Consider the following 15965-nt stretch of genomic DNA (forward strand, 5'->3'; position numbering starts at 1 on the left):
AATGGCAACGGCACCGGGACTTTCAACTGGACTCCGGCCTATACTCAATCCGGAAGCTATAACATAACCTTCTTCGCCTCTGATGGTTTCTCGTTAGATTCCGAAATCGTTGCGATTACGGTCATCGAGGCGGGCAATCAGGCGCCGTTTCTGGCAGCAATCGGCCCGAAATCGGTCTATGAAGCCAGAAATCTTAATTTCGGCGTAACCGCGGCCGACCCCGATGGAACTTTCCCGACTCTGACTACTTCAATATTACCGGGCGGGGCCACTTTTGTCGATAATCATAATGGTACCGGAACCTTTAACTGGACACCAAATAATGCCCAGGCAGCAAGTTATTTTGTGACTTTCTATGCCTCGGATGGTTCCATAATTGATAGTGAAGCGATCGTGATAACAGTCCTTAACGCCAATCAGCCGCCGGTGCTGGCGGCTATCGGGCCCAGAAGTGTTAACGAGAATGCCAATCTCAATTTTGGCGTCTCGGCCGTTGATGGTGACGGCACCATACCGGTTCTTACCACTTCGGCTCTTCCTGCGGGTGCCGGTTTCGTAAACAATGGCAACGGCACCGGGACCTTCAACTGGACACCGACTTTCTATCAATCCGGCGTTTACAATGTTACTTTCTATGTCACCGATGATTCTCTGGGCGTTGATTCCGAGATAGTCGCAATCACGGTTAATAATATCAACCAGGCTCCCATTCTGGCAGCTATTGGTGCAAGAATCGTTGACGAAAACAGCAATCTGAATTTCAGTGCTTCGGCGACCGATCCGGATGGCAATATCCCTGTTCTTACGGTCTCGACTCTTCCGACTGGCGCGACTTTTATCGATAATGCCAACGGTACCGGGACATTCGACTGGACTCCGACATTCGATCAGTCCGGCCTCTACTATGTGACCTTCTATGCATCAGATGGCGTGGCCATTGATTCTGAGGCTGTGACCATAACCGTTAATAATGTCAATCGTCCCCCGGTGCTGGCAGCAATCGGCGCCAAAGCGGTGGGCGAGGGCATCAATCTCAATTTCAATGTGACTTCCACCGACCCGGATGGCAATATTCCTGCTCTTACCGTCTTGACTCTTCCGACCGGCGCGACTTTTGTGGATCATGCCAACGGCAGCGGGACGTTCGACTGGACACCGACCTTTGATCAGGCCGGTACTTACAGTGTGACATTCTACTCTTCCGACGGTGTGGCGATTGATTCCGAGGTCGTCTCCATAACGGTGGGTGGTGTCAATCAGGCTCCAATTCTGGCTGCTATCGGTGCCAAGGTTGTTAATGAAAATAGTAATCTGAACTTTGGTGTTTCGGCTACCGACGCGGATGGCAATATACCTGCTCTTACGGTATCGACTCTACCGACCGGTGCTACTTTCGTTGATAATGCCAACGGCACTGGTACATTCAATTGGACGCCGACCTTCTATCAGGCCGGTACTTACAACGTGACACTCTATGCCTCCGACGGGATCGCTACCGATTCCGAGGTTGTAACTATAACGGTTAATAATGTCAATCAACCGCCGATTCTGGCCGCTATTGGCGCGAAAACGATTAATGAAAACAGCAATTTGAACTTCGGCGTTTCGGCCTCTGACCTGGACGGCAATATCCCCGCTCTTACGGTCTCGACGCTACCGACCGGCGCGACTTTCGCTGATAATGCCAACGGCACCGGCACTTTCAACTGGACACCGACATTTTATCAATCCGGTATTTTTAGTGTGACATTCTATGCTTCCGATGGTGTTGTAATCGATTCCGAGGTTGTAACGATAACGGTTAACAATGTCAATCAGCCTCCAATTCTGGCCGCGATCGGTGCGAAGGCGGTTGATGAAAACACCAATTTGAACTTTGGTATTTCGGCCTCTGACCTTGATGGCAACATTCCTGCTCTTACGGTATCGACACTGCCGACCGGCGCGACTTTTGTCGACAATGCCAACGGCAGCGGGACTTTTGACTGGACACCGACTTTTGATCAATCCGGGATTTACAATGTGACTTTCTATGCTTCAGATGGTGTGGCTATCGATTCTGAGATCGTTTCCATAACAGTGGGTGGTGTTAATCAGGCTCCGATTCTGGCGGCGATTGGTGCGAAGACAGCTAATGAGAACAGCAATCTTAATTTTGGCGTCACGGCTGCTGACGCGGATGGTAATATCCCTGCTCTTACGGTTTCGACACTGCCGACCGGCGCGACTTTTGTCGATCATGCCGACGGCAGCGGCACTTTCAACTGGACGCCGACATTCTATCAGGCCGGGTCTTATAGTGTCACGTTCTATGCCTCCGACGGTGTGGCTATTGATTCGGAGATAGTCACCATAACGGTCAATAATGTCAATCAGGCTCCCATTCTGGCCGCCATCGGTGCGAAAACGATTAATGAAAACAGCAATTTGAACTTCGGCGTTTCGGCCTCTGACCTGGACGGCAATATTCCTGCTCTTACGGTCTCAACGCTTCCGACCGGCGCGACTTTTATCGATCATGCCAACGGTACTGGTACATTCGATTGGACGCCGACTTTCTATCAGGCCGGTTTTTACAATGTGACTTTCTATTCTTCTGACGGTTCCGCGACCGATTCTGAGGTCGTTACTATAACAGTGAATAATGTCAATCAGTCCCCGATTCTGGCCGCTATCGGCGCGAAGGCCGTTGACGAAAACAATAATCTGAATTTTGGAGTTTCAGCCTCTGACCTTGACGGCAACATCCCCACTCTTACGGTCTCGACGCTACCGACCGGCGCTACTTTTATCGATAATACCAACGGCACTGGTACATTCAACTGGACGCCGACCTTCGATCAGGCCGGGATTTATAGCGTGACATTTTATGCCTCCGACGGTGTGACCATTGATTCCGAAGTCGTCTCGATAACGGTCGGAGGAATCAATCAGCCGCCTGTGCTGGCCGCGATTGGTGCGAAAGCTGTTGAAGAAAACAGCAATCTGAATTTTGGTGTTTCGACTACCGACGCTGATGGCAATATACCGGCTCTTACGGTCTCCACTCTACCCTCCGGAGCCACTTTTAGCGATCATGCCGATGGCACCGGCACTTTCGACTGGACACCGACCTTCGATCAGTCCGGGGTTTACAATGTGACTTTCTATGCCTCCGATGGCATTGCTATTGACTCCGAGATAGTCACGGTAACGGTAAATGATGTCAACCGGGCGCCGATTGCCAACGCGGGGCCGGATCAGCCCAATGGCATAGTCGGTGCAACGGCCATTCTGGATGGCACCGGTTCGTATGATCCCGATGGTACAGGTTTGATTTATTCCTGGACTCAGGTAAGCGGCCCGGCGGCAACTCTTTCGGATCCGGCGGTTTCATCACCGACCTTTGTCCCGTCATTCCCGGGTGTTTATTCTTTCGCCTTGACAGTTACCGACGGCACTCTTTTCTCGGCCCCGGATAACGTGGTGATCACGGCGGCCAATGCCGCTCCGCCTCAGGCGATAAGCGACCTTTCGATTGCCATTGTTGCGGATAATATCCTGTTGTCCTGGTCGGCTGTCACCCGCGATACCGACGGACTCAACACCCAGATCGGCGGGTATATTATCTATCGTGATACGATCGCATATTTCACACCGAGCACGGCCGATTCGATAGGCGCAACCGACCCGCTGACTCTGACTTTCACCGATAATAATCTCGGCGGGGCCAATGTGGTCGGCGACACCCTGCAGCAGTATTTCTATGCGGTGATTTCATATGATATTTACGGAAACAGATCAGCGGCTTCCAATCGGGTGGGTGAGTACGATTATCAAATCGTGACTACCCTCACGACCAATTATAACCTGATCTGTATTCCTTTCGAGAATACCGGGATAACCACGGCGGATCAGTTAATTAACGCCATCGGGCGGTCAAGCGTCCGGACGGTCAACAATTATCGTCCGTCCTCGCAGAGTTTCGAGCAGCGTTTTGCGGCCGGATTCGGCGTTAATTTCAGCGTGGTTCCGGGAGGCATTTATCAAGTCAATGCCTCCGGTGCAACTATTTTCTCGGTGGCCGGGCGCGTCCCCGCTCCGGGAGCAATAACATATCAACTGGTATCGACAGCCACGACCGATTACAGTTTCCTCTCGGTGCCGTTCGAGCGGGAAGCGAATTTCCGCTATGCACAGGATGTATTGAACAACGTTCCGGGAGGATTCAATACCCTTAACAATTTTGTGGCCGGCTCGCAGAGTTACCAGTCGAGGTTTGCCGCCGGTTTCGGTGTCAATTTCCGGGTGAAGGCCGGTCGACCATACCAGGCCAACAGCGCCCGGAATGATACCTTTCCGAAGCCGTGAGGGAGGAGCAGATGAGTATGAAAAATATATGTTTTATCATAAATGGAGGTGCCAAAGTGCATAGCGGATTAGGCCGATTTAAGATACCAAAATTACTTGGTTTGATTGCTCTTCTGATGATGCTGCATACATCTCTGGCTTTTGCCCAGGGGTCGATTTTTGGAGCCGTTCACAATGCCAATGCTTCCGTTCCCGCCAACGGCGAGATAGGCTTCTACGGCTTCATCGACAACACCGACGAGGAGATACGTATCGAATCCTCGGTCGGCGCCGGATATGATGCCGGCAACTGGTTTGATGATTTTCAGAATTATCTGACCAAGGCTCCCGGACTTCCATACCGTTATAACTTCTACAATACGACTAATTTCCAGGGCGTCGTGCTTTCCAAGACGGTCCCCAATAACTCATTCCAGCAGGAGGATGTCACCCTGGCCCCGGTTGCCTGGCCGGTGGCGCCGACCGGTTTCTCCAGCCGCGTCGTTTCGGGAACCTCGGTGGTCATCAGTTGGACCAGAACCGCAGGATTGACTTACCATATCTACCGCCGTCCGGCGACTTCAGATGGTTCTTTCTTCCGGATCGATAGTCCGGCCGGTTCGCTGGCTAATCCCGGCGTGGCCGACAGTTTCTATGTCGATAACACTGTCGATGGGGTAAGCTCCTATCATTTCTTGCTGATCGCTCAGGATGGTTCGGGAAATCTTGGCCCGCATTCGGCGATCTTCACGGTCAATTCAGCCAGTCTGGCTCCGCCGATCGTGAACTCGATCACCCCCAATATTGGCACTTATCTGGGCGGAACCCCGGTGATAGTCCGTGGAACCGGCTTTGATATGGCTGGCGCAACGGTTAATATCGGCCCCGGCGTTTTGATTTCCGTGACCGTGGTCTCCCCATACCAGATCAACGGTGTGACCCCGGTTGGAGCGGTCGGCGCCGTGAATATTTCCGTTCGCAACAACGCCGCCGCGCTGACCTCGGCGCCTCTGACCGGCGGATTCACCTATGAGGGAAATCAGCCGCCGGTGCTGGCGGCTATCGGCCCGCGGTCGACCACAGAAAATGTCATTCTGACTTTTGGCGTTTCGGCTGCCGACCCTGATGGAACCACGCCGGTTCTTTCCACTTCGGCCCTTCCGGGGACAGCCACTTTTGTGAATAATCTTAATGGCACCGGCACCTTCAACTGGACTCCTTCATTCACTAGCGCCGGAGCATACCCGGTGACTTTCTATGCAAATGATGGCATTGCAATTGACTCCGAAATTGTCACGATAACCGTTATAGATGCCGGTAATCAGCCGCCGGTTCTGGACCCGATCGGCCCGCGCTCTGTCGCTGAGGGCGGCAATCTGAACTTCAACATCACTTCTTCCGATATCGATGCGACTATCCCCTCACTTTCGGCCACCAATATTCCAACCAATGCCACTTTCTTAGACAACGGCAATGGCACCGGGACTTTCAATTTCAATCCCGATTTAAGTCAGGCCGGCTCCTACTCGGTTACTTTTAAGGCTTTTGATGGCGCCCTGGTTGATTCCGAGGTGGTCGTGATTACGGTCACCAACAGCAATCAGGCGCCGGTTCTGGCCGCTATCGGACCGCAGACGACAACCGAAAATGTTAATCTCAATTTCAATGTCACTGCCACTGATGCCGACCTGCAGACATTGACGCTCACCACTTCCACTCTTCCGAATGGAGCCTCCTTTACCGACCTCGGCAATGGCACGGCAACTTTTGACTGGACACCGACCTTTACTCAATCGGGCGTTTATGCGGTGACATTCCGGGTGTCTGATGGGTTGCTGCTGGACTCCGAGATTGTTTCGATCACGGTTACCGAAGCCGGCAACCAGCCCCCCGTTCTGGATAGTATCCGGGCGCAGACCGTAGCCGAAGGGCAGGTTCTGGCCAGGACCATTACGGCGACCGATCCTGACGGTTCAACGCCGATTCTTTCCACCGGCCCGCTTCCGGCGAACGCCACTTTTGTGGATAATAGCAATGGCACCGGGAGTTTCACATTCAGTCCCAGCTTCGCCCAAGCAGGATCATATGACGTTCTATTTATCGCATCCGATGGCGCTCTGGCCGATTCCGAGCTGGTGCGGATCGTCGTGACCGACCTGGGGAACCAGCCGCCGGTTTTGAGCCATACCAATGATACTACCATCAATGAAGGTGACTCGCTGGTAGTAAGGGTGACCGCCACCGATCCCGAGGGTGGAGGCGTAAGATTAAGCATCTCAACCTCTTTGGTCGGATATAACTATGTTGATAGCGGCAATGGCGTCGGTTTGTTCCGATTCCGCGCTTCTTATTTAGATGCCGGAATAGATACCATCCGCTTCTTTGCCACCGATATGGCAACTCTGCCGCTATCCTCCTCCGACACCATGACCGTGACCATTCTCGATGTCAACCGCCCACCGATCATAGATTCAATTGGCCCGTTTGCCGTGTCGGTCGGAAGAACTCTCAGTTTTGCGGTAACCGCGACCGATTCCACCGATTCTAACCCGGCCCACCGGCTCTATCTGTCGGTCTTCAATCTGCCTCTGAACGCCACTTTTGTCGATTCGGGGCAAGGAATCGGCCATTTCACTTTTACGCCGGCTTCAGGTCAGGCGGGTGTTGACACGGTCCAGTTTATGGCCATTGATGAAGGCACGCCGCGGTTGACGGACATACAGGACGTCATTATAACCGTGGTTGCAAGTAATAATCCCCCGGTCTTTACCGCGCTTCCTCCCTATGGCATAACGACCGAGGGAGATACGCTGACTTTGCTTGTCAGAGCCACCGATGCCGATGGTCAGGCGATCACGCTCTCGGCTGTCAAATTTCCGCTCCATTCGACTTTTGTCGATAGCGGCAATGGCTCCGGTGTCTTCGTGTTCATGCCCAGTTATGTGCAATCGGGACTCCATCAGGTGGTCTTTACGGCCAGCGACGGGATCGATGTTAACCGTGGCAAAGCGACGCTGATTCAGGTTCTCGAGGCGGGAAACCAGAAGCCCCGACCCATGCCACTTTCACGGACAACGGTAATGGAAGCGGGACTATCAAATTCAATCCCAGCTATGTCCAGGATGGCGTTTATAATATCTATATCATCGCTTATGACGGGCAGTTGGTCGACACGGCAGTGGTCATCATTACGGTCAATGAGGCCGGAAATCAGACGCCTGTTTTCACGACTGCATTCAATGATACTTCGACTACAGAAATGCGCCGGTTGACGTTTAATGTGGCCGCCGCTGATCCCGATCTGGATAATCCGGTTTTGACGGCGGTCAATTTGCCGAGCGGGGCGACTTTTACCGATCACCACAACAGCACCGGTACTTTTGACTGGCAGACCGACAACTTCGATTCCGGACATTTTGTGGCGACTTTTTACGCCACCGATTCAATTGACGCTGGTTTGATTGATTCCCTGCCGATGAATATCTTCGTTAAGGACACTAACCTTCTGGCCCGGATAGTCTTCCAAAGCCCAAATAATCTGGAAGTCAGGACCGTTTTTGAAGGTGACACCCTTTATTTCCGTGTTTATGCCCGCGACCCGGACAGCACCATTCCGATTTTGGCCATTGATACCACAACCGCTTACCTGTTAAAACCGAATATGACATTCACTACCTACGATTCGGCCAAGACAACCGTGGGGGTTTTCCGTTTCACGCCCGACTATACGCAGGACAGCACCCTAGGCAGCCCGACCGGATTCTTCTATTACATCCGCTGGGTATCGCATGACGGGACCGCACCGACCGACCCGGCTTATGATGTTTACAGCGCGCCCATTGCGTTTGTTGTCAAGAATGCCAATCAGGTGCCGGTCATTGCCCCTCTCCGTGATACTTCCGTCATTGAGGGTGATACCCTCAGGTTCAATGTTTATGCCTCCGACGGCGACGGGACTCGGCCGGTTCTTCGGGTGGAAAATCTTCCGACCAACGCCGTTTTCACCGGCGTTCTTCCCGATGTGAAGAACTTCCGGTTTTATCCCGATTACACCCAGAGTGGGATTTACGCGGTGCGGTTTATTGCCACCGATGATTCGCTGGCGACCGATACGGCCATTGTCAACATAACCGTTATTGATGCCGGCAATCAGCGGCCGATTTTCACGACCACGCTGCCGGACACTCAGGCGGTTGTTATCGGCCAGACACTCAATCAGCACCTGGTGGCCAAGGATGGTGATTTGGACCCGATGGTAATAACCGCCGATAATGTCATTGCCTATGCCACTTTCACCGATTCGGGGAACGGGGCCGCCCTTTATCGTTACCAGCCCAACTTTAGCCAGTTGGGGAGTGTTTTCAGGGTTATGTTCATAGTTCGCGATCCGCTCGGCGCCGCCGATACCCTGATCACGCATTATCGGCCGGTGGAATTCCTCCGGGGTGACGCCAATTCGGACAGCCGTCTGGATGCCATGGACGTGATGTTTCTTATCAATTTCTTATATAAGGGTGGCCGGGCGCCGGTATTGCAGGAGGCGGCCGATGTCAATTTTGATGAAGCTCTGGATATTCGCGATGCTTCCTACCTGATTAACTACTTCTATAAGCAGGGTCCTCCGCCCCCGACAACCAAATAAAACAACTCGCTCTGGAAGGCCGCCTATCAGGCGGCCTTTACTTTATGGGGCATAATGTTAGGGTCTGGAAAGAACCTGATAAAAATTGCTAAAATCACTTGACAAACCGGTCAATAATCTGTATTATATTTGTGCTACAGAGTTTTTGGATGGATGAGAAATTTGACCTTGCTGTTAAGGTCCTTTAATTGACCTCACTTGCTGAATATACTCGGCATTGACTATTGAGACGCAACTATTGAGGACCGATTATTTGGCAAATTTAATCACTTGTAATATCTTTGGCGGGAACTACTTCGGCGATTACCACATGCGCCGCAAAAAATTAGCTTAACTGACTTAAGACAGAGTACAATTGTCCCAGAATTTCAGGTATGAAATTAGGTGTATTGAAGGGAGGTGATGGCCTGGTAGACCATGGACAGTTTCGATGATTGGGAACTGTTTTTAATATTTGAGATACCTAAATTTGTTCAAGAATTATAAATGGAATGAGTTTAGGGAATAAGTTGGGAATTTTAAATAAAAATGCTTTGAAAGGAGCACAGAAATGACAAGGAAATTATCGGCGATTTTCATTATCTCCTTGTTAGCCGTTGTTTTTCTTGCAGCCTCTTCATTTGGCATGAAAGCTTCCGATAAGAATAAGGCCCTGAATGTGGTTCCGATCAATCAGGCTCCCCTTTCCAAAATAGCTGGCGCTGAGGCCCCGGTTTCAGTTATTTCCGGTAAAGCCCCCGCGGCGGCGAGCCTTGGTTTTGATCAGGCGATGGGATACGCCCCTGGTATCAGGATTGGCGTAACAACTTATGATTATCAGCATAACGGTCGAATGGGCCGCGAGGTTGACTGGCGCGGAGCCCAGGTGGTTCACTTCGCCTGGATGAAACAGATCTCGACCACGCTGGGTGAAAATCGTCGGACCGGCTATGAGGCCTATGACGCCGGCATCGGGGATTTTGCCCAGGCGGGTGCTTCCGATAGCGGCGGTTGCGATGTTCACGCCATTCTAAATAATACTTCCGGTTATGTGACTTTGGATGTTGATACCGAAGGTAAAGTGGTTCTGGCCAACCACCACCAAGAGACCGGCGCGGCCGCCGATTATGCCACCACCATTTGGTATGATTACGATCAGGGCACCTGCTATTTTGCGCCTTACAGAAGTAAGGTTCCGGACAGCACGATGAACTACTTTGCCGATCCGCTGGACGAGAAGCGCTATATCTGGCCCTCGATGGAATATCAGGTCTGGGATGGTGACACGGTCACCCACGCTTTCTCACAGCAGACCAAGAATGGCATCAACGCGCAGTTTGTCGTTTATTTCCGCAGAGTGGGAAGCGATACCGTTGGTGCCTGGGATTATCCGCCGATGATGGTTGACACGGTTAACGACATTGCCCAGACCGTCACCGCCTCCCGCGTCAGCGGCAAGGTGGCGCTGTGCTGGTTGATGTGCTATCCCGGCATAATGGGCGATGGCGAGTCGATTCAGCGCGGCGGCAACCAGAGAGTCAACGATGTTTTCTACATGATGTCGACCGATATGGGCGCCACCTGGGGCCCGAAAGTCAACGTCACCCAGTTTGACTCTTCCAAAGCCGGCTGGCTGGCTCATACCGATATGTCGGCTTTGATCGGCACCGATGACAAGCTGCACATTATCTGGGATGCCCGCGAATACGGTCCCGAGGGGGGCGGTGTCTGGAGAGCCTTCTTCGGCAGCCGTCTGTTCCACTGGGGCGAAGGCAGCATCGTTCGTACCATCAAGGATGCCAACTGGGTCCTTGCGGACGATGGTTGCTTTGGCGGCGCCTGGAACGAAATGAGTATCACGAAGATGCAGATTTCGGAGTGCGCCGGCAAGTTCTACGCCCTCTTTGTAATGTATAACGATTATTTCAACGGTATTACCAACGACTGTCATCAATCGAATTTTACGGCCAATAACTCCTCCGGTTCGGCCAACGGCGAACTCTTTATTTCCGTTTCAGACAACGGTGGTTTGAACTGGGATTTGGCCCGCAACCTGACTAATACGCGGACGCCTCATTGCGACACTGTTAGTGTTGCGCCTGGATTCTCTATCTGCGGCTCCGAAGTGTGGCCCTCGATGTCCCGTTTTGGTATGAATAAGACCGGTGGCACCTGGACCGGTATTCCGATTGTTGACCCCTCGGGCAGCTATACCGGGAATATGTACCTTGACGTCTTCTACGTTCAGGACAAATATCCGGGCGGCTGCGTGCAGGATCAGGGCGTCTGGACATTTAATCAGATGAAATGGTTCCGCGTGCCGTGCATTGAGCCGGTTCCCAATCCGTTGCTGAGCTTCAGCCCGGCCCGTATTGTTGACCCGGCCTGGACGAAACCGAGTGTCCAACTTGACTCAACCCTCAAGCTGGAAAACATTGGTAACGCCGTTCTGCATATCAATGCGGTCAATGTTGTTAAGACCACTCATGCCGGTCTGGATTGGCTGGGTATCTCCGGTGTTCCGGGGACTGTTTCGCATCTGATTCCTAACTTTGTCAATGCGACAGTCAATCTGAACAAGGGTGGTGCGATAACCACCGGTCCGGCGGTTGGCGTAGGTTTCATCGAGTTTGTAACCGACGCTCCGACTTCGCCGGATACTCTGTTGATTCGTCTGATTGTTGCCGACACGGTTCAGTTCCCCGAGTGGGCCAGTATCAGAACGGCCTGCAAGCGGATTGTGCTTAACAATGCGGGTAATCTTGGCCGCGCCAATCAGGGCCTCAACAACGTTGACGGCTTCAACATGAATTTCTTTAATGATTGCGATACGACGTTGAACGGGACTGGTCGGGATGACAACTCCCTGGTCTACCTCTATGACGCGAGTCCGTTTATTCTTCGCGCCAAGGGCGCTCTCCCCGGCGACACCATTCTGAACTCCTACATCTTTGATGCCGACTGGCTGGATAACGACGGCTTCCGTCCCATGAAGGGTCTTGTGGTCGATTCCACCACGCATCCAGACTACCAGTATGCCTACACCGGCCAGTTCCTTACCAAGGACTCCGGAATGGGTGTTGAGTGCGAGTACTGGATGCCTCTGCATCCCGATACCTGCAGCTTCCTTATCCAGAAAATAAGAATCGTCAATAAGAGCGGTGTGGCTTACAGCAACCTGATGATCGGCGAGCTTATGGACTGGGACATTCCCTCCGACTCGGGTGTGGAAAACGGCTCTGATTACGATGCCACGCGTCAGATGATGTGGTGCTATGGCGGCGAATACGGCCCGGACAGTCTGCCTAACAACGACTGTGTGCTGGCCAATAATCGCGCCGGCGGTTTTGCTTACCTCAACGGTTACAAACTGCCGATTACCGGAGCAGGCGATTTGTTCCCCAACATCACCGGTTTATATACCCACATTAACCCTGACTGGGTTGCTCCGACCGGCAACTTCGTGCCGCAGCAGCTGTATAACAAGCTGAATACTTTCAGCGGTTATCAGGCCTGGCTATCGACTAAGCCGACCATGGAGGATTCGCTGTATCAGGATCTGAACATGGTTGCTTACTACGGCAAGAAGAACCTGGGTGTGAACGATACGTTGGTCTGGATCAAGATTATCGCCACCGAGCGTAACAATGGCGCTGCTGGTCTGAAAGCCACTATCGACAAGGCCAAGCAGTGGTGGAAGAATCGGTTCAACATGGCGCCGATTGTGATCGATCCTGGTATAAAAATCGGCATCGTGAATGCTCCGCTGACCTTTACTGTCTATGGTCTTGATCCCGATGGTCCTTTAAGCGGCTTGACCATGGTGGGAACCGGTCTGCCGGCGGGGGCGACCTTTACCGATAACAACAATGGTTCCGGTACCTTTAGCTGGCCAACACCCACGCCGGCTGGCACTTACTACATTACGGTGACAGCCAGTGACGGAAAAGATTCCGGCTTCCGGGTGATTCAGATCAATATCATTAATACCTGCTGTGTCAAGGCCGGCGATGTCAACCATAATAACATCGTCAACATTGCGGATGTTACTTACCTCATCAAGGTCCTGTATCAGAGTGGTCCCAAGCCTCCTTGTCAGGGCGGCGTTGGCAAGTATCCCGAAGCGGATGCCAACGGTAATGGGATAACCAACATTGCTGATGTGACTTATCTCATCAAGTTCCTGTATCAGAGCGGACCTGCTCCTATTTGCGGGCCAATGTGATCCGGTAGTTTTTGAGATCGAAAAATTCGGGAAGCTATCTTCGTGATAGCTTCCTGAATTTTATTAAGGGGGTTAGCTCCGGGGCAAAAAGGGGTAGAGTGGGGGGGGAGGAATACTCTGTTACCGCCGGTCAGCCTCGCGGACATTTGTCCGATATAAAAGATTATGATTGGATTATGAAACCGGAGCAGAGGAAACTCTGTTATGAAAAGATGAAGCTGAAAGTTAATGACGCCGAAAAAAACCGATGAAATATAGATGGTGCTGAAATAAATGTATTTAAGTTTAAAATATGAGAGGCCAAAATGAGGCTCAACTATCGCATGTTTCCGCCCGCAATTATGCTCCTGTTCCTTCTATTTCTGGGAGCAGCGGCCCTTCCTGCCGACGTTATCGGCCCGCAGAAGGATGCCCGCCCTCTTATCATAAAAGGACGGCTGGAAGTCCAATTTGAGAAAAGCGTTGATACCCGCAAGGTGGCCAAGGGTTTCGGCCGGGTCAGTTTTGGAGTTCCCTCCCTGGATATGGTTCTGGACCGATATCTGGTTCAGGAAGCCCAGCCGATTTTCCCCGGGCGGAAGAGCGAAGAAGTATTCGCCACCGGCGAGGATATGTCGCGATTCTATGAACTGAGTTTTCCCGAGGATGTCGATATCAATACAATTATCAGCGCCCTGTCGCAGAATCCGAATGTTCGAACCGTTGCGCCGGTCTTTGCCGTGCCTCTTTCGGTTATTCCCAATGATACCCACTATGGTTCTCAATGGTATATGCCCAAGATCATGGCTCCCTGCGCATGGGACAGCGAGAAAGGTTCCGATACGGCCAAAATCGCCATAATTGACAGCGGCGTCCTTTATGGTCACCCTGACCTGATCGATAAAATTTGGGTCAATCCCGGCGAAGATATCGATAGTGACGGAGTGGTTTATGATATTGATGACCTCAATGGCCTTGATGACGACGGCAACGGACTTGCCGACGACCTGATCGGATATGATTTTTTTAGCGGGTTTTCCGGCATTAGTTGCTGGTCGGGTGAGGATTGCGGCACGCCTGATACGGATCCCAAAGATTTTAACGGTCACGGCACCCATTGTGCCGGGATAGCCGGTGCAACCACCAATAATGCTACCGGCGGCGCCGGGATTGGCGGTGGCTGGGGCGGCGGCCGAGGGCCGTATCGCGGGCCGCGTATTATGTGTATCCGTGTCGGCGGTTCGGCCAATGACGGCGGTGTTGAAAACGGGTATGTCAATACGGCCAATTGTGCCACCGGAATCGATTATGCGGTGAGGATGGGGGCGACCGCTATAAATTGCAGTTGGGGTTCTCAGGACAGTCCTGCCATGCGGGCGGCCGTCAATCGTGCCGCGGATTCGGGTGTGGTAATCGCCCACGCTGCGGGAAACGATGGTATCGGCAATGGCGATTTTCTCGACTATTACACTTATGGCACAGGGAATGTAGTCATATCGGTGGCCAGCACCGATGGTTATGATCGCAAGAGCGGTTTTTCTAATTATGGCTCCTGGGTGGACATCTCCGCTCCCGGAGAAAATATCTATAATACTTATTCCTATCATTATACACCGACCTACGGCAACCTCTATGGAACCTCCATGGCGGCGCCTATGGTTTGCGGATTGGCGGCCCTTATTAAATCGCATATGCCGCAGTTAAAACGAAACGAGATTGATACTATTATTCTCTATCATGCCGATACGATAGATTATCTTAACCCTCTTTATCTGGGGATGCTTGGTGCTGGACGGATTAACGCCTGCTCGTCGTTATCGATTTTCCCCGTGGCGTCCTTCTCGGCCGGTCCGATTCTGCTCGGCCCGGCGCCGCTGGCGGTCAATTTTACCGACTTATCGCCGGTTACCCCATCCAGCTGGAACTGGACTTTCGGTGATGCCGGCGTCTCCGATATACAAAATCCCAGCCACACCTATATGGGCCCCGGCGTTTATTCGCCGACCATGACCATTACCGCACCCAAGGGAACGGTGACGGAGGTGCTCAAGAATCTGGTGGTCGTGACGGCCGACACCATGAAAATTGATTCGGTGGCGGTTCCGGCGACGTCGCAGGCGGTCGTTACGGTTTATCTCAGTAATCGCTTTCAGGAAAAATCAATAATATTTCCCTTCACGATTACCGGATCCGCCAATGTCAATCTGGATTCTGTTTCGGTCGTAGGCACAAGGGCTTCCTATTTCGCAGAGGTCAAACGAGTCGATTTTGACCCCATCGGACTAAGGTATTCCTATAGCTTGCGCACCAATCTAACTACCGGTTCAAGCTATCTTAAACCGGGAGCCGGAACGATCTTAAAACTTTACATTTCCGATACCGCAACCGTCCATATCAATGAGATGATTACAATTGATACGGCCAATGTCAATGGTAAGCGGCTTAAGCTCGAATCGCTCTACGGAGATTATATTCCTGTCTTCAAGGCCGGTAAAGTCTATTTTGCCGTTTATCAGCGGGGCGATGCCAACCGTGACGGAAACAGGAATATTCAGGATATTACTTATCTTATCAATTTCCTGTATAAGGGCGGCCCGGCACCGGATCCCTATACCGGTGACGTTAACGACTCCGGAACCATAAATATCAGCGATGTAACTTATCTCATCAATTTCCTGTATAAGGGAGGACCGCCGCCGCCGCAATGAGGAACCATTCCTCCCGGGCCAAAAAGGACTGGATTTTTTTGTTGACTCGCTGATTAGTTATTTTTATAATTGCGGGACTATGAGAAAGAAGATTTGTCGAAAA

Annotated in this window: 5 protein-coding genes; all 5 read left to right on the forward strand. The window is 52.0% G+C overall.

What is annotated here, in order from left to right; genetic code table 11:
• The coding region (locus tag NT002_07965; GenBank protein ID MCX6829204.1) for a tandem-95 repeat protein at positions 1-4350 on the forward strand (4350 nt) is incomplete at its 5' end.
• 11 nt (positions 4351-4361) lie between these two features.
• Positions 4362-7601, forward strand: a complete 3240-nt coding sequence (locus tag NT002_07970; protein MCX6829205.1) for an Ig-like domain-containing protein — start codon at positions 4362-4364, stop codon at positions 7599-7601.
• On the forward strand, positions 7493-8971 hold the full coding sequence (locus NT002_07975) for a dockerin type I domain-containing protein (protein MCX6829206.1): 1479 nt from the start codon (positions 7493-7495) through the stop codon (positions 8969-8971). The genes NT002_07970 and NT002_07975 overlap by 109 nt, the downstream gene beginning before the upstream one ends.
• 550 nt (positions 8972-9521) lie before the next feature.
• Positions 9522-13175 carry a putative Ig domain-containing protein gene (locus NT002_07980; GenBank protein MCX6829207.1) on the forward strand — a complete coding sequence of 1218 codons (3654 nt, stop codon included), beginning with the start codon at positions 9522-9524 and terminating at the stop codon, positions 13173-13175.
• Positions 13176-13480: 305 nt separating this feature from the next.
• Positions 13481-15862, forward strand: coding sequence for a S8 family serine peptidase (locus NT002_07985; GenBank protein ID MCX6829208.1), 2382 nt, complete (start codon positions 13481-13483; stop codon positions 15860-15862).
• Positions 15863-15965: the final 103 nt, after the last annotated feature.

The organism is Candidatus Zixiibacteriota bacterium, assembly GCA_026397505.1.
Taxonomy (GTDB): Bacteria; Zixibacteria; MSB-5A5; order GN15; family PGXB01; genus JAPLUR01.

Coding starts and splice junctions, on each gene's coding strand:
- NT002_07970 (MCX6829205.1), top strand. CDS start 4,362: ATGAGTATGAAAAATATATGTTTTATCATAAATGGAGGTGCCAAAGTG.
- NT002_07980 (MCX6829207.1), top strand. CDS start 9,522: ATGACAAGGAAATTATCGGCGATTTTCATTATCTCCTTGTTAGCCGTT.
- NT002_07985 (MCX6829208.1), top strand. CDS start 13,481: ATGAGGCTCAACTATCGCATGTTTCCGCCCGCAATTATGCTCCTGTTC.